A 17,799-nucleotide genomic window follows, 5' to 3' on the forward strand; every position below is an offset into this window, starting at 1 on the left:
GTGGCGGCCGGGTCGGTCGATCACGCGATCCCGGCCGCCGTGCCGCGGCCGGAGGTCATCCGTAGCGCGGGAGCGCGGAATGGAGGCTCGATGAGGTGGCTGGCTCGCGGGGAGGGGCAACTCCCGGCGGGGGAGGACCGGACGGGCGACGGGCGGCCCGCCGAGCACCCGCTCGCCCGCTGGACCGTCAGTCAGGCGCTGCACCTGGTCTGTCCCGGCCCCGCCGGCGACCCCGACGTGCGGCGCCGCCCCGACGGCGCGGCGCAGGCGTGGCGGGACGGCCGCCCGCTGCCGGTGGGCATCTCGATCACCAGCCGCGCCGGATGGGCGGTGTGCCTGCTCGGCCTGGAGCCGGGGGCCGTCGGCTGCGACCTGCAACGGGTCGAGCCGCGCGGCGCGGGGCTCGTCGCCGACCGGTTCACCCGCCAGGAGCAGCGGATCGCCGGCGACGACCCGCTGCTGGGCAGCCTGCTGTGGTCGGCCAAAGAGAGCGCGGCCGAGGTGCTGCGCCGCGCCGACCCCCGGGCGCTGGAGGTGTCGCTGGGCTGCGGCCGGCCCCGCGACGGGTGGAGCGCGCTGACCGTGCGTGCGGGCGGGCGCGGGGTGGCGCACGGGTGGTGGCGCCGGTTCGGGCCGCTCGTGCTGACCGTGGCGGCCGACCGTCCGACGCCGCCGCCGCGCGGGCTGGAGGAGCCGTCGGCGCTGGCCTCGGCGCTGGGGCCGGGCCGGCCTGCCGTCTCCTCGCCGGTCGGGTCGTACGCCGGGTGCGGCTCGCGGGCCGGCTGACCCGCCGCGGGGCTCAGGCCGACGGCGTCTGCGACCGGTAGGAGTGGCCGAGCTCCTCGCCGAGGCCGAAGTAGTGGCGGAAGTTGTACAGCAGCGGGCTCCACGCGGACGGGTCCACGTGCTGGGTGCCGGGGACGACGATCCGCGGGTCGGCGTGCACCCTGCGCACGACGGCCTCGACGATGACGAAGTCCGCGGACTCGTTCGGCGAGATCCGCACCGCGGCCGCCTCGAGCTGGAGGGGGCACTCGGCCACGCGCGGCGGCCGCACGGTCTGCGAGGGCTCGGGACGCAGGCCCGCCGCGCCGAACTTGTCGGGCTCGAAGCGGCAGCCGGCCGCCTTGGTGTCGGGCACCGGGTCGCGGCCGGTGAGCGGCGCGAGCCGTTCCACCTGCGGCCACAGGTGCGGCGCCGGCAGGTTGACGACCAGTTCTGGCCGGTCGGCCAGGTTGCGCGCGGTCTGCCCGTCGGCGCCGAGCCCGAGCACGACGGTCCGGCCGAGCGCCCAGGCCGACGACATAGGGGCCAGGTTGGCCGAGCCGTCGGGGTTCTCCGTGCTCAGCAGCACGACCGGGGTGCCGAAGTAGAGGATGCTGGGCTCGATGGCGACGTGGCCGAGGGTTGCCGTGTTCATGGCAGGAGCCTAGGAACGCGACGTTCAACCGCCGGCCGAAATGTCCCCGTCGTTCTGATCTACATCGTAAAGGCGCCTGGCTGGGCCACGTACGCCACGCCCTTGCCGGACAGGCCGGCGCCCGCGACGGCCGGGACGAACGCCGACTCGCCCGGCCGCAGCGTCAGCTCGCCCCGATCCGGGATCAGGCGGGCCTCGCCCTCCAGGCACAACACGATCCGGGGCAGCCCGGCGGGCAGCTCGAAGGGGGTGGCCTCGGCCAGGTCGTAGCGCGTGAGGGCGAACTCGGGGGCGGGCGGGACGTAGCGCCACTCGCCGCCGGCCGGACGCTCGGGCTCGACCAGGTGCGGCTCGGCGGGCGTGAAGTCGACCACCCGCATCAGCTCGGGCGCGTCGACGTGCTTGGTGGTCAGCCCGCAGCGCAGGACGTTGTCGGAGCTGGCCATGATCTCCACGCCGACGCCGCCCAGGTAGGCGTGCGGCACGCCGGCGCCGAGGTAGAGGGCCTGGCCGGGCCGCAGGTCGACGTGGTTGAGCAGCAGCGCGGCCACGACTCCCGGGTCGCCGGGGCAGGCCGCGGCGAGGTCGGCGTACGGCGCCAGGTCCGGGTCGGAGCTATCACTGAGGGCGTCCTCGACCTGGGCGCGCAGCGGCGCGGAGGCGTCGTCGAGCATCTGCGCGAACACCGCGCGCAGGGCCTCACCGGCGGGCCGGACGGCGAGCGCGTCGATCCAGGGCTGCAGGCCCGGCACGCCGAGCCGGGCGAGCAGCCCGGCGGTGACGACGGGGGAGCGGAAGCCGCACAGCCCGTGGAAGGGCGTGACCGCGCAGACCATCTCGGGCTTGTGCGAGCGGTCCTTGTAGGTGCGGGCCGGGTCGCCGATCGGCACGCCGCGCGCCTCCTCGGCGGCGAACCCGGCCTCGGCCTGCGCGATCGTGGGGTGGACCTGGAGCGACAGCGGCCGGGCCACCGCGAGCACCTTCAGCAGGTACGGCAGCGCGGGCCCGAACCTCGCCACCGCCGGCGCGCCGAGTGCGGCGACGGGGTCGCCGGCGATGAGCCGGTCGAGGGGCACGCCTCCGGCGATCGACGGGTCGGCGGGATGGGCGCCCATCCAGAGCTCGGCCTGCGGGCGGCCGGTCGGCTCGGTGCCGAACAGCTCGGGCATGGCGGTGACGGAACCCCAGTCGTAGGGCCGGATCGTGGTGTCCAGGCGCAGGGGCAGTTCGAACGTCGGCACAGGGCAGGAGCGTAGTCGCCGGCGGCCGCTCCCGCGCGGCCGGGGCCGGGAGCACCGTTCGAGCGGGCCACGATCCGCGACATCGCCGAGTCGGCGGGGGGCTCGCTCGGCCTGTCCGCGCCGGAGGGCGGGCGCCTGCTGATGCGCACGCTGATCGAGGTCTACTCCCAGCCGGTGCTCGGCCCGGAGGCCGCCGCCGAGGCGCGCGCCTGGCTCGGCTGACCCGCGATCAGCGCGGCCCGGCTGCGCTCGTCCGGCCAGACCGACGCGAGGTCGACGTACGGGCGCAGCAGGCCGGTCAGCTCGGGGTCGCCGCGGCCGTTGAGCTCCTCGGATGCGATCTTGCGCGCCACCCCGGCGACGATGTCGGCCACCTGGACGCGGGGGTCCAGGTGCGAGGCGACCAGCGTCAGGCTGGTCAGCACCAGCGGGCCGGCGGGGCCGTCCGGGCGGGCCAGCAGCAGCCGCAGCCGCTCGATGCGCTCCTCGGTCAGCGTCGTCTGCCGGTCGTGCACCACCGAGACGGGACGGCCGCCCGCGCCCCAGTGGGCGACCGCGTGCGCGATGGCCGGGATCAGCGGGTCGAGCGCGGGGAAGACGTGCGGGTCGTCGAGCAGGCGCGCGGTGAAGGCGTCCACGAGCGGCCGGGCGGCCCACAGAGCGTCCATGATCTCGCCGGCCGGGCCGGGGGTGGTGCGCAGGTCGGCGACCAGCTCGAAGACCGACTCGGCGGAGATCTCGGGGCCGCGGCCGTTCCTGGCCCGCAGCAGGTGGTTGAAGGCGTCGAGGAAGGCCGTCCAGCGGGCGGGGCCGAAGGCGCGGCGGCCCTCCTGGTAGAGGGTGACGGCCAGGGCGGCCGAGCGTTCGTCCTGGTCGAGGCCGAGGCTGGAGTGGTGGCCGGTGAGCAGGTCGGTCACCTTGCTCACGGCGAAGTACGCCTTGTCGGTCAGGTGGACGCGGGCCCGTCCGAGGATGGGGCCGGACGGGCCGAGCAGCCAGACCAGGGTGGCCCGGTTCTTCTCGCGCAGCACGTGCCCGGCCTTGTACTCGGTGACCGGGGAGGGCGCCCTGAGGCGCAGCTCGCGTACGCACTCGGCCGCGGCGGTCACGTCGAGGGAGACGCCGGCGTGGGCGAACACGTCGGTGTTGCCGCCGACGAGCTTCTCGCCCTCCGCGCCGGACTCGTCGCAGGCGATCTCGACGGGCTGGCCGTCCGGCGCGCGGCTTCGCATGACTTCCATGGTCACTGGCGAACCTACCCAAACCGCCCTTCCTCCCGCGAGACATTTTCCGTCCGCCCCCTGGCGGCGGAACCGGCGGGCGGACGGGTAAGGACCGGACGGTAGGTGCGGCAGTCCGGAGGGAGAGCATCGCGCGTGAGCATCAACGTGACCGTCTGGGGCGAGAACGTACACGAGCAGCGGGAGGAGGAGGTGCGCCGCCGCTACCCCGAGGGCATGCACGGCGCGGTCGCCGCCGGCCTGCGCGAGCACCTGGGGGAGCGGGTGCGCGTGCGCACCGCGACCTTGCAGGACCCCGAGCACGGCCTCGACGCCGCGACGCTGGCCGGCACCGACGTGCTCACCTGGTGGGGGCACGCGGCGCACGAGGAGGTGGACGACGAGGTCGTGGCGCGGGTGTGCGAGCGCGTCTGGGCCGGGATGGGCCTGCTGGTGCTGCACTCGGGCCACTACTCCAAGGTCTTCCGCGCCCTCATGGGCACCACCTGCACGGTCAACTGGCGCGACAGCGCCGACCGCGAGCTGGTCTGGACGGTCGAGCCGGCCCACCCGATCGCCGCGGGCGTGCCCCAGCCGCTGGTCATCCCCGAGCAGGAGACCTACGGCGAGCCGTTCGGCGTCCCGGCGCCCGACGAGCTGGTGTTCGTCAGCTCCTTCTCCGGCGGCGAGGTGTTCCGCAGCGGCTGCTGCTACCGGCGCGGCAAGGGACGCGTCTTCTACTTCAGCCCCGGCGACCAGAACTACCCGGTCTTCCACCAGCCGGGCGTGCGGCGGATCCTGGCCAACGCCGTGGTGTGGGCGGCACCGGCCGAGGGCGCGGGCGAACCGCTGCGCAACACCCGCGTCGCCGTGGGCGACTGGTGACCTACCTTCGGCCGGGCATGACGATGACGACCTTGCCGGTCACGTGGCCGGACCGCAGGTGGTCCATCGCGTCGGAGAAGCCGGCCAGCGGGAACGTCCTGCCGACCACGGGGGTGAGCTCCCCTGTGGCGGCGAGGCCGGCCAGGTGGCGCAGGTCCGCCGGGTCGGTCCTGGTGATCGGGGCGCGCAGGGTGTGCCGGACGAACGGCGACAGCGCCGTCGCCCGGAGCTGGCGGCCGGTGCCGTGCAGCCAGCGGCCGGAGGCGTTCTCGCCGCCGACGATCACGAGCGTGCCCCGGCGGGTGAGCAGCCGCCGCAGGTCCCGCAGCCGGCGGTTGCCCGCGGTGTCGAGGACGACGTCGTAGCGGCCGGGGCCGGCGGCCGGGTCCTGGCGGGTGTAGTCGACGACCTCGTCCGCGCCGAGTGAGCGGACGAGGTCGCCCTTGCCGGGGCCGCAGACGCCGGTGACGTGTGCGCCCTGCGCCTTGGCGAGCTGGACGGCGAACGTCCCCACCCCGCCGCCCGCGCCGATGACCAGCACGCGCTGCCCCGGGCGCAGGCGGGCGTGGTCGCGCAGCGCCTGGAGCGCGGTCAGGCCGCCGGTGGGGACGGCGGCGGCGGCCTCGGCCGACAGGCCGGCCGGCCTCGGGACGAGCCGGTCCGCGCGGGCGACGGCGTGCTCGGCGAGCGCGCCGTCGCAGACGCCGAAGACCTCGTCGCCGGCCGCCAGGCCGGTGACCCCCGGGCCGACGGCCTCGACGGTCCCGGCGACGTCGCGGCCGAGGAGGGGTGAGCGGGGGCGGCGCAGCCCGGTGGCGAGGCGGACGGGGTAGGGCAGCCCGGCGCCGAGGTGCCAGACGCCGTGGTCGAGGCAGGCGGCGTGCACGCGCAGGAGCGCTTCGCCGGGGCCGGGGGCGGGACGGTCGAGGTCGGTGAGGGCCGGGGGGCCGTAGACGTGCCGGGTGATGGCCTTCAAGGCAGGTCTCCATGTCAAAGAAAGTAGACATGATGAACGTAAAAGAAGGCGGACATCGTGTCAATGATTTTGTACATCTCTCGGCTCGGAGGGGCTGCCTGATGTGACACGCCGGAGCCTTCCACCCGATAACCCGAAATATCGGTATCGCTACCGATAACGGTACGGATGGGAGGCGGAGTTACCCTCTGCCCACCCCCCACCACGGCGGGCCGCCTGTTCGCCGGCTCCGCCGGCCTCAGGCCGGCGCGGCCTCCGCACCCTGGATCCGCGCCCGGACCGGTCCCGGCTCCCGGCGACCGGCGGCCTGCTTCGGTCACCCCTCACGTGGAGGTGTCCCCCGCATGAGTCCTTCCCGATGGAGAGCGGCGGCCACGGCGTTGATCGCCGCGCTGGCCGTCGTCGCGCCGGCGACCCCGGCCCCCGCCCTCGCCCAGACCCCCGCCGTCGCGCAGGCCCCCGCCGACGCACCCCTGCGCGCGCACATCGACAGCCGGGTCTCCCCGGCCGGCGAGGAGGTCCTCGCCGACCTGACCCTGCCCTACGGCGCCGCCGGACGGAGCTGGAGCACGCGCGTCACCCGGCCCGGCTCCCGCTACGTCAAGGTGCACTTCGCCGCGCTCACCCTCGTGCCCGGCGACTACGTCACCGTCGCCTCGCCGGACGGCCGCGAGACCCACACCTACTACGGCGACCCCACCCGCGGACGCTATCCGGCCGGCTCCGGGTACACGCTGCACGGCGTCCCCGGCTTCGCCGCGCTCTCCGTGGACGGCGACACGGCGGTGGTCACCCTGCACGCGTCCGGGCCGCGCAACGCCGTCCGGCTGGCCCGGCAGGGCTTCGGCGTGCGCATCGACCGGTACTTCCGCGGCTACACCACCGCGGAGGCCGCGGCCCTGACACCGCGGACGTTCAGCGTCTGCGGCACCGACGCGCGGCGGGACGTCGTCTGCTACAAGGACAGCAACCCCACCGAGTACGCCCGCAGCCGCGCCGTGGCCCGCCAGCTCCTCAACGGACTCGGCTACTGCACGGCCTGGCGGGTCGGCAACACCAACCGCATGCTGACCAACCACCACTGCATGGAGAGCGCCGCCGACCTGAGCGCCAGCGAGTTCCAGTTCGACTACGACTGCGCCACCTGCGGCGGCAACGACCCCGGCGCCGGGACGAAGGTCGGCGGCGGCCAGTTCCTGAAGACCAGCGCGCTCGAAGCGCTCGACTACACGCTCTTCAGCGTCGCCGACTTCGCCGCGATCCAGCAGTTCGGCACCCTGTACCTCGATCCGCGTCCCCCGGTGGCGGGCGAGCGCATCTACATCCCCGGCCACGGCGACACCCTCCCCAAGCGCCTGTCCCTGTACGAGGACACGCAGGGCGGCGCGGCCTGCAAGATCGACGTGGTGTCGTCGGGCGTCAACACCGGCTACCGCTGCGACACCTCCGGCGGGAACTCCGGCTCCCCGGTGATCGCCGCCTCCAGCCACAAGGTGATCGCGCTGCACCACCTCGGCGGCTGCCCCAACTGGGGGACCCGGATCACCGAGGTCTACAACGAGATCTCCGGCCTGATCGACAACACCCCGCCCAACGGCGGCGGCGACGACTTCGCGATGTCGCTGTCGCCCGCGAGCGGCGGCGTCACGCCGGGCGGGTCGACCACGAGCACGATCTCCACGTCCGTCACGCGCGGCGGGCCGCAGCAGATGCAGTTCGCGGCCTCCGGGCTGCCGGCGGGGGCCGCCGTGACGTTCGCGCCGCCCACCGTCCAGTCGGGCGGCACGTCCGTCATGACGGTCTCCACCTCCGCGCAGACGCCCGGCGGCGTCTACACGATCACGGTCACCGGCATCGGCCCGGCCGCCACCCACACGGCCGCGTTCGTCCTGTCCGTGGCCGTCGCGGGCGGCTGCTCCGGCTACGAGACCACCAAGTCCGGGACGCTGGCCTCCGGGGCGGAGCAGTACCAGCCGGACGGCGGGTATCTGCAGACCACCGTCACCGGCCCGCACCAGGCGTGCCTGGACGGCCCGTCCGGCGCCGACTTCGACCTGTACCTGCAACGCTGGAACGGGTCCACGTGGGCGACGGTCGCGCAGAGCGCCGGGTCGGGAGCCGACGAGACGCTCACCTACACCGGCGCGGCCGGCTACTACCGCTACCGGGTGCACTCCTACTCCGGGACGGGTCCGTACACCTTGGGCTACAACGCTCCCTGACCCACGAACAGACGGCTGGAACGCCGCCATGACCCTCCCCGGCCTCGGGCTACAACGCTCCCTGACCCGCGAACAGACGGCTGGAACGCCGCCATGACCCTCCCCGGCCTCGGGCTACAACGCTCCCTGATCCACGAACAGGCGCCCGGACATCCCGGTCAGGGCCGACCATGACCGGGATGCCGGGGCCTTGGAGCGCGTTCGGGGCGGCCGTTTCGGCCGGCGCTGTCCGGCGGGTTGGCGTCCGGGCGCTGGAGGTCGTTCGGGGCGGCTGTTTCGGTCGGCGCTGTCCGATGGGCAGGCGTCCGGGCGTCGGAGGGCGTTCCGGGCGATGCCGCCCCATGGACAGGCAGCCCGGTGGCGTCGAGATTGGGCGGGAGGCACGGTTCGCACGGACGCGGGAGCGCGGATGAGGATCATGGAACTCGTCTCGGTGGACGGCTGCATCGCCTTCGACCTGGACTGCCCGGTCAGCGCGGGCGGCACCCGGCTAGCGCCGGACGTCACCCGCGAGGAGGCGGGGCTGCTGGCGCGGGCGATGACGTACAAGCTGGCCGTGCTCGGCGAGCGGATCGGCGGCGCCAAGGCGGTGCTGCGGGCCTCGCCGGCCGACCGGGCGGGCACGGTGGCGCGCTTCTGCCGGGAGATCGCGCCGCTGGTCGAGAAGGGCACCTTCCTCACCTCCTCGGACCTCGGCACGCGGACGCAGGACTTCGCGCCGCTGCCCGGGTACCGGCCCGACTCGATCATGCACGGGGAGGACGGCGGCGAGCTGGTGGACACCGTCGTGACCGGGCTGGGCGTGGTCGTGGCCGCCGGGACGGCCCTCGGCGGCCTGGACGGTCGGACGCTGGCCGTGGAGGGCTTCGGCAAGGTGGGCAGCGCCGTCGTCCGGGAGGCGGCGCGGCGCGGCGCGCGCCTGGTCGCCCTGTCCACCCTGCACGGGTGCGTCATCGACCCCGCCGGGCTGGACGTCGCGGCCCTGGAAGAACTGCGCGCCGAGCACGGCGACGCGTGCGTGACCCGGCTCGGCCTGCCCGTGCTGCCCCCGGAGGCGTTGTACGAGGTGGCCGCCGACGTGCTGGTCCCCGGGGCGCGAACCGGCGCCCTGTCGGCGCGGCGGGCGGCGACGGTGCGGGCCGCCGTGGTCGCGCCGGCCGCGAACGTCCCCTACACCGCCCGGGGGCTGCGGACGCTGGGGGAGCGGGGCGTGGTGGCGCTGGCGGACTTCGTCTGCGGCGCGGGGGCCACGATCGGCTACCTCGCCGAACGGGCGGGCACGGTCTCCACCGCGGACGAGGTCGGCCACCTGGTCGAGAACCGCGTCGCGGAGATCACCGCCGCCGCCCTGTCCCACGCCGAGGGCCCGTACACCGGCGCCTGCACCCTGGCCCAAGCCTTCCTCACAACCTGGCAACCCCCACCCACCCCACCCTTGGCCCCTGACACGGGAACGCCCCGGGCGGGCGACGGCCTCTGCGCGGGCGGCGGCCTCTGGGCGGGTGACGGCCCTGAGCGGGGGGGGGGGGGGGGGCGGCTCCTGAATGGGTGACGGCTCCTGGGTGGCGGCGGCTTTTGCATGGGCGGCTCCTGAGTGGGTGACGGGACCTAAGTGACGGAGCCCGAGTGGGCGCCGCCCACCCAGTGGGTGACGGATTGAATGGGTGGCCGCCACGAGGCTCGGGCCGCCTGTGACCTTGGCGCCGCTGCCCAAGACTGTGGCGACGGCGACCGAGCAGCTCCTGCCCGGCCCGCCCCATCCAGACGGCTCCTGAGCCCATCGGCGGTCCCCGGCCCTGGGGAGGCGGTCTTCTGGCGCGCAGGCCGGACCTCAGGCGGGGGCGTAGGTGGAGAGGGCGGGCTCGAGGAGGTCGAAGGCGCGGGTGGCGTCGGTGGCGATCGTGTCGGCGATGCGGTCGTTGGGCAGGCCCGCCAAAGTGAGCTCGTGGATGCGCTGGAACAGCACCCGGTGCACGGTCCCCAGCAGCCCGGCGGCGGTCTGGACGGTGATGTCGCCGACCGCGGCTCCCGTGGCCTCGGCGAGGGCCTGGGCGAGGTGCTGTTCGCGCTGGTCGTGCAGGCCGCGCAGGCAGGACGTCAGGGTGGGGCTGTCGGCGATCATGCGGGCGAACTCCGGTCCGGAGAACCCGGCCACCGGGTCCTGGGCCGCGACCGAGGCCAGGAAGGCACGTCGTAGAGCGGACAGGGCCGACTCGCCGGGACCGCGGGTGGCGACGGCGTCGGCCAGGGCGGACGTGAACGCCTCCTGATGGTCGAAGGCCAGGTCCTCCTTGCGCGGGAAGTAGTTGGTGACCGTCTTCTTGGCGATGCGGGCGGCGGTGGCGATCTCGGCGATGGTGGTCTGCTCGAACCCCTGGGTGATGAACAGCCTGGTGGCGTGGTCGGAGATGAGCTGCCGGGTCTCCTGCTTCTTGGATTCGCGGAGGCCGGGTGCGGGCGAGGTCTCGTGAGCCATGACGCAATCTTACCCTCGTCGTATTTTTACGTTGACACACCTCAGCTACTCGGACTATATTTACGTCCGTCGTAAGTTTGCGACCGACGAACGAAAAAGGAGAAACCTGGTTGGAACTCAAGCTCTTCCCGCCTGCGGCTTTCAAGATCGACCTTGGGACGTCGGAGGGCCGCGACCGCAAGTCGCAGCGCTCTTCCCTCCCCGGCGGGGTACTCCGCCGACCGTCCGCCGACCATGGCGCACGCGGATGGCAGGACCCGCAAGTGACCCGCAACCTCCCGCGCCGCCGCGCTCACTGATCCCCGGCCTCCCCGCAACGACCGCCCTCGCCCCTGACCACGGTCACCGCTGACCCCTGACCACGGTCACCGCTGACCCGTCCGCTGCCTCCCCGCCCGGCACGTCCATGGCGGGGGGCGTTCGAACCGGCGGATCGTGTTTCGCTCAGCCGTTCTCATCCCTCATGGAGACCTTCTTGCAGATCACCACGTCCACCGTCTCGCTCACCGTCGCCGACGTCGCCGCCTCCCAGGCGTTCCTCACCGAGCACCTGGGCTACACCGTCCGGGTCGCAGCGGACGGGTTCGCCTCGCTCACCCGCGCCGACGCGATGGACATCGTGCTGCTCGCCCGCGGTATCGAGGTCCTGCCGCCGGAGCAGCGCGACCAGCACGCCTCCGGCCTCATCCTGGCCTTCACCCTGGACGGCGGCCTGGACGGGCAGGAGAAGCTGCTGCGTGACGCGGGCGTCGAGATCACCATGCCGCTGCGCGAGGAGCCCTGGGGCGAGCGCCTGTTCCAGGTGACCGACCCCAACGGCATCATCATCCAGTTCGTCGAGTGGGTGGCTCCCGCCTGACCGGGGCCGCCTCACCCGGTCTCGCGGGCCTGGCCGTCGAGGAAGTCCGCCACGAGCGCCGCGAACTCCGCCGCCTGGTGCTCCAGCGGGATCACGCCGCCCTTGACCACGGCCTGGGTGCTGTGGGGAAGGGCGGCGGCCAGGCGTTCCAGCTCGGGGAAGGCGAAGGGGTCGTCGGTGGCGCCGACGACCAGCACCGGGCAGCGGACCAGCCCGACCCGCTCCTCCATCCGGTACGCGGCCACCGCCTCGTGCCCGTGCTCCACCTCCGGCAGGACCGTCAGCGCGTCGCGGACGAAACGGGTCAGCAGCGGCCACGGGTAGTAGGGGGCCCGTCGGCTCCACAACTCGCCCAGATGGGAGCCGTCGGACTGCTCGCGCACGGCGTCGATGGAGGGATGGCCCGCCCGACGCCGACGCCCTTCCGGGTCGACCATCGGCGTGGACGACAGCACCAGGGCGGTGACGCGGTCGGGCGCGCGCGCCGCCGTCTCGACCGCGACGACGCCGCCCGTGTGGTGCCCGGCCACGGCGGCTCGCGGCAGGTCGAGGGCGTCCATCAGGGCCAACACGCCGGCGGCGTAGGTCTCGATCGAGTGCTCGGGCGGGCGGGCGGAGTTGCCGAAGCCGAGCGTGTCCATGGCGATGGCCCGCCGGGTGCGGCCGAGCAGGGGGAGCACCTCGCGGTATTCGTCCCATGAGCGGGGGGTCTGGTGCAGCAGGAGCACCGGCTCGCCCGTGCCGCACGTGGCGTGGTGGATCTGGCCGAACGGGGTGTCGGCATAGCCGAATCTGATCACGGCGTCTCCTCCTGTCTGTCACCAGGGGCGGACCGGCCCCGTCTCGCGGACGATCAACGCCGAGGTGCCCCCGGCGGTCCTCACGATCGCAGACGGAACCCCGCCGCGCATCAGCCCGTGGTCTGACCTTGCGCACCACCCACCGCCCCCGTCGGGCAGAGCGCGGACGGCCCCGCTACCCGATCCGGTACCCCACGCCCGGCCGGGTGCTGATCACCGGCGGGTCGCCCAGCTTGCGGCGCAGGCGGCCGACGGTCACGGTCACGGTGTTGGTGAACGGGTCGGCGTGCTCGTCCCAGACCTGTTCGAGCAGGGCCTCGGTGCTCAGGAAGCCGGGCGACGCGCGCAGCAGCGCCTCCAGCACGGCGAACTCCTTGACCGACAGCTCCACCGGACGTCCGTCCCGGGTGACGGTGTGCCGCTGCGGGTCGAGCTCGATCCCGGCCCCGCGCAACGTGCGCGGCCGGGCGCCGGGACGGCGGCGCGCCAGCGCCCTCACCCGCAGCACCAGCTCAGGGAAGTGGAAGGGCTTGGCCAGGTAGTCGTCGGCGCCCAGGGTCAGCCCGCTCACCCGGTCGCCGGGCGAGCCGGCCGCGGTCAGCATCAGGACCATGGGGCGTTCGTCCTGGTCGGTGAGCATCTGGCAGAGGGTGTCGCCGTGGATGCCCGGCAGGTCGCGGTCGAGCAGCACCACGTCGTAGGGGGCGAGGTCGAGCTTGGCCGCCGCCTCCAGCCCGTCGTGGGCGACGTCCACGGCCATGCCCTGGTCGCGCAGGCCCTCGGCGAGCACGGCGGCCAGCGCCCGCGCGTCCTCCACCACCAGCACCCTCATGCCGGCAGCCGAACCGTGGCGCGCAGCCCGCCCTCGGGGCGCGCCGCGAGGTCGAGGCCGCCGCCGTGCGCCTGCGCGACGGCCGCGACGATCGACAGGCCGAGCCCCGAGCCGTCCCCCGACCCGGTGCGGTCCGCGCCGAGCCGCTGGAACGGCCGTCCGAGCCGCGCCACCTGCCCGGGGTCGAGCCGGTCCCCGCCGGACTCCACGACCAGGCGTGCCCACCGCCCGTCGGCCGCGGCCTCGACCCTGATCCAGCCGCCCTCCTGGTTGTGGACGATCGCGTTGTCGACGAGGTTGTGCACCATCCGCGTGACCAGCGCGACGCTGCCCCGCGTCCGCACGCCCTCCGCGACGCCCTCGTCGTCCAGGGTGAGGCGGCGGGCCGCGAGGTCGGCGGCGCGGGCGTCCATGGTGTGCCGCACCAGGTCGTCGAGGGTGATCGCCGCGGCGTCGGGCAGGCTGCCGTGCTGGGCGCGGGCCAGCGCGAGCAGGCCCTCCAGGAGCCGGTCGACCTGGTCGAGGTCGGTGCGCAGCCGGTCGGCCAGCGCCAGCGTCTGCGTCGGTACGGGGTCCGGCTTGGCGACGGTCACGTCCAGCCGCGCCCGCATGGTGGCCAGCGGGGTGCGCAGCTCGTGCGAGGCGTCGGCGACGAACCGGCGTTGCGCGGCGAAGGCGCCCTCCAGCCGGGCGAGCAGCCCGTCGATGGTGTCGGCCAGGTCCTTGACCTCGTCGGCCGGGCCCGGGACGGCCAGGCGTTCGTGCAGGTTGTCGGCGGAGATGCGGCGGGTGGCGGCGGTGATCGTACGCAGCGGGCGCAGCACCCGGCCCGCGACCACCCGGCCGAGCACGATCGACACCACGGCCATGACGGCCAGCGCGAGCACCGACCCCGCCAGGAGCTGACGCGACTGCGTGGCGTGCACGTCGGCGAGCTGGGCCTGGAGCAGGGCGATGTGCTCCGCGGCGGCGGCCGGGGCCGGCCGGCCGCCGGGCCCGCCCGGCACCGGCTGGGTCCGCGACAGCGGCGTGCCGACGAGGTTGACCAGGACCAGCAGGCCCGCGCCTGAGGCGAGGAACAGCCCGCCGTACAGGAGGGTGAAGCGCAGCCGCACCGTACGTGCGGGCAGCCTGGGACGTGGCGGCATCTGTCTCCTTCCGGGGACTCCAGGATGCCGCCACCGACCTAACACCGGCATGACGGGGTCGGCCCGGCGCTCACACCCGTGGCCGCGGGACCGTTCAGGCGGGCTCGACGAGCTCCTGGCTGCGTTCCCACAGACGTCGGGCCAGGTCGGGGTCGTCCGCCAGGCGGTGGACGGCCGAGGGGCGGCGCCTCTCGTAGTGGCCGCCCGGGGCCCAGTCGGCGCCCGGCCGCGAGGTGGCCAGCCAGACCAGGGTGTCGGCGCCCTGCTCGGGCGTGAGCAGGAACCGCTTCAGCGGCGTGTGGTAGAGCAGCCGGGCCGCGCTGTCGCCGCCGCCGGAGAAGTTGGTGGCCACCACGCCGGGATGGAAGGAGGCCGCGGCCAGGCCGTCCGGGCCGTGGCGGCGCTGGAGCTCGCGGGTGAACAGGATGTTGGCCAGCTTGGAGTTGGCGTACGCCCGGCTGCCCGAGTAGCGGCGCACCGCGTCGAGGTCGTCGAGGTCGAGCCGGGCGCGGGTGTTGAGCAGGCTGGACGTCGTGACGACCGTGCCGCCGTCGGCCAGCAGCCGGGGCAGCAGCAGGGTGGTCAGCAGGAACGGCGCCAGATGGTTGACCTGGAAGGTCGCCTCGTGGCCGTCGGGCGTGGTGGTGCGCGAGCCCATGATGGCCCCGGCGTTGTTGACCAGCACGTCGATGGCCGGGTGGCGGTCGAGCAGGGTGGCCGCCAGCTCGCGTACCTCTGACAGGCGCGCGAAGTCGGCCACGTGGTGGTCGGCCGCCAGCTCCTTCGCCAGCGCCGCGGTCTTGCCGGCCGACCGGCCGACGAGGACGACCTCGTCGCCCCGCTCTCGCAGGACGCGTGCCGCGGCGCGGCCGATGCCGTCGCTGGCGCCGGTCAGGACGATGGTCTTTCCCGCCATGGGCCCCATCCTTCCGCATCCGGCCCCCACCATAGATCGCGAAGCGCCGCCCCGCCACGCCGAGCGGCCCGCGGTGGAAGGCACGCGGTCAGCGGATGGCGCGGTGAGGGCGCGCGGTCAGCCGTCCGTGGTGAGGAAGCGGGCGGCTGGGGCGTCGTCGAGGGCGGCGTCGAGGCGGGCCTGCATGTCGGGGCTCAGGGTCGGCAGCGCTCCCAGGGGGAACCAGCGGGCCTCGCTGTTCTCGCCGTCGGCCGGGTAAGGGTCGCCGGACCGCCAGCGGCAGCGGAACACCAGATCCAGATAGCGGGCCCGGTCGCCGTTGAGGTAGGTGACCTCGCGCGTGACGTGCACCAGGGCCAGCCGTTCCGCGACGGCCCGTACGCCGGTCTCCTCGGCCACCTCGCGCAACGCGGCGTCGGCGGGCTGCTCGCCCGGGTCGATGATGCCGGTCACGGGCGTCCAGGCGCCGGTGTCGCTCCGGCGGACCAGCAGCACCTGGTCCTGGTGCAGCACGACCGCGGTCACCCCGGACAGCCACAGCGGCTCGTTGCCGATCTTCTCGCGCAGCGCGAGGACGAACTCAGGGGTTGGCATCCGCCCAGCATAAGCACCGGACGCCGGCCGCCGGAGGCCGCTGCGCACCGCCCGCCCCGGGACGCGGAACGACGTTTCCGGCGTGCCGGGCATGCGGCGGACGACCATAACCCATAAAGTCTATAGGTAATAAGGATAATCCCAAGGAGAGGTAAGCAGCCATGTCCGGCTTCACGTCCTGGCCTAGCCTCGGTTCCATGTCGATCGACGAGAACGCCCTGCTGCCCGATCCCGGCCGCGCCGTCGTGGCGGTCGAGCCGCCGGTCCCGGCGCACGGCCACTGGGCCGGGGCGCCGAGCGCCGTCGCCGCGGACGGGCTGATCTACCTCGCCTACCGCCTGCGCCGCCCGGTCGGCGAGGGCCGCGGGTACGCGGTCGTGGTCGCGCGCTCGTCCGACGGCGAGCGTTTCGAGCCGCTGACCACGATCACCCGCGAGGAGATGGACGCCGAGTCGCTGGAGCGGCCCGCCCTGGTCCGCACCCCGCAGGGACGCTGGCGGCTGTACCTGAGCTGCGCCACGCCCGGCACCAAGCACTGGCGGGTGGAGGTCGTCGAGGCCGCCGACCCCGCCGCGTTCGACCCGCGCACCCGCACCACGGTGCTGCCCGGCGACCCCAAGACCGGGGTCAAGGACACCGTGATCGTACGGCGCGGCGACGTGTGGCACCTGTGGGCCTCCTGCCACCCGCTGGCCGACCCCGACGAGGCCGACCGCATGGTGACCGACTACGCCACCAGCGCCGACGGCCTGGACTGGACCTGGCACGGCACCGCCCTGACCGGCCGCACCGGCCTGTGGGACGCCCGCGGCGTCCGGATCAGCGCCGTGCGTTTCGACGGCGACCGGGTCGTGGCCTTCTACGACGGCCGCGGCAGCGCGGAGGAGAACTACGAGGAGCGTACGGGCGTGGCCGTGGGCGCCGAGCCCGACGCGCTGGCCGCCCTGGGCGACCGGCCCGCCGCGATGTCGCCGCACCACGGCGGCGGCCTGCGCTACCTCACCTTCGTCGACCTGCCGGACGGCGCCCTGCGGCTCTACTACGAGTACACCCGCGCCGACGGAGCCCACGACCTGCGCACGGAACTCCGCCCGCCCCGCTGACCGGCCCGGGACCGGCTGGCCCGCTCGCGGCCCGGGACCGGGCCGGAACCGGATCGGTCCCGGCCCGGTCCCGGGGCGGCGTCGCGGTCAGGGGCCGCGGTCAGAGGGGCCGCGGTCGGGGCGCGGGGTCAGGGGGCGCGGCCGTTTCTGGCCTGGCGCTGGCCGGGCGGCCGGCTGCCGACCAGCCCGCCCGAACGTTCCCGCGGCCGCAGCCAGTCGCTGAAGTCCTCGCCGGTGACCTGCTGGAGCAGCTCGACGTCCGCCGCGAAGTAGGGGATCAGCCGCTGCCGCTGGGCCCACTCCAGCGGCCGTCGGGCCCGGCCCCGCCGCTGGAGCAGCCGCTCCAGCGGCCCGGACAGGGACGCGGGAAGGGTGCGGCGCAGGGTGGACAGCAGCGCGTGCAGCGCGCCGGGGTCGGGGTGCGCGGTCACGTTCTCCCTCGGGACGCCGGTGAGCAGCCCCTGCCGCACGCCGAGGAAGCCGCAGATGCGGTCCAGGGTCTCGGCCGGACGGTCCACGATGTCCCGGTAGCGGAAGATCAGCACCTGGTCGCGGGGGAACAGGGTGAACAGGTGGGCGAGCTGCCCGCCGTACCGGCCGAGGGCGGTGTAGTGCCAGAAGTGCGCCCATCCGGCCGCGATGCGCTCCGGCTCGGCCTCGCAGGCGCGGACGAGGTCGCCGATCGGCTCCAGCCCGGCCGACCACAGGTGGGTCCAGTTGGAGTGGGCCCGCTCGACCGGGTCGCGCAGGCTCACGATGAGCCGGACGTGCGGGATCGTCTCCCGGATGCGGCGTTGGGCGTCCAGGTCGTACAGGTAGAAGGGGGTGGACTCGCCGGCGAGGGTGCCGGGGGGAGCGGCGGCGAACAGCGCCTCGTAGTCCGCGCGCCGCCAGACGTGTTCCCGGTAGGTCTCGGCGTCGCCCGGTCCGCCACGTCCGGGCGGTGGCCCGTCGGTGAGGAAGAACTTCGGCTCCTTGATGGGCGACAGGAACAGGTCGGGGTGCGGGTGCAGCGCGGTGTGCAGCGCCGTCGTCCCCGCTTTGGGCACTCCCGCGATCAGGAAATCAGGCAAGGGCACCGTCGTCCTCCCAGTGACGAGAACCGAT

The 17,799-nt window shown here is 74.5% G+C and carries 17 protein-coding genes; 6 read left to right on the top strand and 11 right to left on the bottom strand.

The features are described from left to right. Positions 1-90 precede the first annotated feature (90 nt). Complete coding sequence (locus ACIBST_RS41870) at positions 91-786, top strand: hypothetical protein (protein ID WP_397179065.1); 696 nt, start codon at positions 91-93, stop codon at positions 784-786. Positions 787-799: 13 nt separating this feature from the next. Here the strand turns inward: ACIBST_RS41870 and ACIBST_RS41875 are convergent, their stop codons facing one another. The 3 genes from ACIBST_RS41875 to ACIBST_RS41885 form a co-directional block, all read right to left on the bottom strand. Continuing rightward, the gene (locus ACIBST_RS41875) at positions 800-1,420 is read right to left on the bottom strand and encodes a flavin reductase family protein (RefSeq protein ID WP_397179066.1); all 621 of its coding nucleotides are present in this window, start codon (positions 1,418-1,420) and stop codon (positions 800-802) included. Between the two features lie 59 nt (positions 1,421-1,479). After that, a complete protein-coding gene (gene manA, locus ACIBST_RS41880) occupies positions 1,480-2,661 on the bottom strand; it encodes a mannose-6-phosphate isomerase, class I (RefSeq protein ID WP_397179067.1) in 1,182 nt (393 codons plus the stop codon). A gap of 161 nt (positions 2,662-2,822) precedes the next feature. Continuing rightward, positions 2,823-3,893, bottom strand: coding sequence for a hypothetical protein (locus ACIBST_RS41885; protein ID WP_397179068.1), 1,071 nt, complete (start codon positions 3,891-3,893; stop codon positions 2,823-2,825). 144 nt (positions 3,894-4,037) lie between these two features. Between ACIBST_RS41885 and ACIBST_RS41890 the strand changes: the two genes are divergently transcribed. Beyond that, positions 4,038-4,766, top strand: a complete 729-nt coding sequence (locus ACIBST_RS41890) for a ThuA domain-containing protein (RefSeq protein ID WP_397179069.1) — start codon at positions 4,038-4,040, stop codon at positions 4,764-4,766. A gap of 1 nt (position 4,767) precedes the next feature. Here the strand turns inward: ACIBST_RS41890 and ACIBST_RS41895 are convergent, their stop codons facing one another. Next, a complete protein-coding gene (locus ACIBST_RS41895) occupies positions 4,768-5,742 on the bottom strand; it encodes an NAD(P)-dependent alcohol dehydrogenase (RefSeq protein ID WP_397179070.1) in 975 nt (324 codons plus the stop codon). Between the two features lie 344 nt (positions 5,743-6,086). On the opposite strand from ACIBST_RS41895, the gene ACIBST_RS41900 reads away from it, so the two are divergent. Next, positions 6,087-7,964, top strand: a complete 1,878-nt coding sequence (locus tag ACIBST_RS41900; protein ID WP_397179071.1) for a trypsin-like serine peptidase — start codon at positions 6,087-6,089, stop codon at positions 7,962-7,964. 409 nt (positions 7,965-8,373) lie between these two features. Continuing rightward, positions 8,374-9,516 carry a Glu/Leu/Phe/Val dehydrogenase dimerization domain-containing protein gene (locus ACIBST_RS41905; protein ID WP_397179072.1) on the top strand — a complete coding sequence of 381 codons (1,143 nt, stop codon included), beginning with the start codon at positions 8,374-8,376 and terminating at the stop codon, positions 9,514-9,516. A gap of 279 nt (positions 9,517-9,795) precedes the next feature. On the opposite strand, the gene ACIBST_RS41910 is transcribed toward ACIBST_RS41905, so the two are convergent. Further along, complete coding sequence (locus ACIBST_RS41910) at positions 9,796-10,440, bottom strand: TetR/AcrR family transcriptional regulator (protein ID WP_397179073.1); 645 nt, start codon at positions 10,438-10,440, stop codon at positions 9,796-9,798. Positions 10,441-10,915: 475 nt separating this feature from the next. Here ACIBST_RS41910 and ACIBST_RS41915 point away from each other — a divergent pair, with 475 nt between their 5' ends. Then, positions 10,916-11,299 (top strand): VOC family protein, encoded by a 384-nt coding sequence (locus tag ACIBST_RS41915; RefSeq protein ID WP_397179074.1) that lies wholly within the window; start codon positions 10,916-10,918, stop codon positions 11,297-11,299. Positions 11,300-11,310: 11 nt separating this feature from the next. On the opposite strand, the gene ACIBST_RS41920 is transcribed toward ACIBST_RS41915, so the two are convergent. The 5 genes from ACIBST_RS41920 to ACIBST_RS41940 all read right to left on the bottom strand — a co-directional run bounded on the left by ACIBST_RS41920 (position 11,311) and on the right by ACIBST_RS41940 (position 15,589). Next, a complete protein-coding gene (locus ACIBST_RS41920; protein ID WP_397179075.1) occupies positions 11,311-12,099 on the bottom strand; it encodes an alpha/beta fold hydrolase in 789 nt (262 codons plus the stop codon). Between the two features lie 175 nt (positions 12,100-12,274). Beyond that, positions 12,275-12,931, bottom strand: a complete 657-nt coding sequence (locus ACIBST_RS41925; protein ID WP_397179076.1) for a response regulator transcription factor — start codon at positions 12,929-12,931, stop codon at positions 12,275-12,277. After that, positions 12,928-14,079 (bottom strand): sensor histidine kinase, encoded by a 1,152-nt coding sequence (locus ACIBST_RS41930; protein ID WP_397179077.1) that lies wholly within the window; start codon positions 14,077-14,079, stop codon positions 12,928-12,930. Before ACIBST_RS41930 ends, ACIBST_RS41925 begins: the two co-directional genes overlap by 4 nt. Before the next feature lie 94 nt (positions 14,080-14,173). After that, on the bottom strand, positions 14,174-14,995 hold the full coding sequence (locus ACIBST_RS41935) for an SDR family NAD(P)-dependent oxidoreductase (RefSeq protein ID WP_397179078.1): 822 nt from the start codon (positions 14,993-14,995) through the stop codon (positions 14,174-14,176). A gap of 117 nt (positions 14,996-15,112) precedes the next feature. Further along, positions 15,113-15,589: an NUDIX hydrolase gene (locus tag ACIBST_RS41940; RefSeq protein ID WP_397179079.1), complete on the bottom strand. Its 477-nt coding sequence runs from the start codon at positions 15,587-15,589 to the stop codon at positions 15,113-15,115. A gap of 197 nt (positions 15,590-15,786) precedes the next feature. On the opposite strand from ACIBST_RS41940, the gene ACIBST_RS41945 reads away from it, so the two are divergent. Continuing rightward, entirely contained in the window at positions 15,787-16,692 is a 906-nt protein-coding gene (locus ACIBST_RS41945; RefSeq protein WP_397179080.1) for a hypothetical protein, read from the top strand. A 128-nt stretch (positions 16,693-16,820) separates the two neighbouring features. On the opposite strand, the gene ACIBST_RS41950 is transcribed toward ACIBST_RS41945, so the two are convergent. After that, positions 16,821-17,771 carry a sulfotransferase family protein gene (locus tag ACIBST_RS41950; RefSeq protein ID WP_397179081.1) on the bottom strand — a complete coding sequence of 317 codons (951 nt, stop codon included), beginning with the start codon at positions 17,769-17,771 and terminating at the stop codon, positions 16,821-16,823. Positions 17,772-17,799: the final 28 nt, after the last annotated feature.

Source organism: Nonomuraea sp. NPDC049684, from assembly GCF_044465345.1.
Taxonomy (GTDB): Bacteria; Actinomycetota; Actinomycetes; order Streptosporangiales; family Streptosporangiaceae; genus Nonomuraea.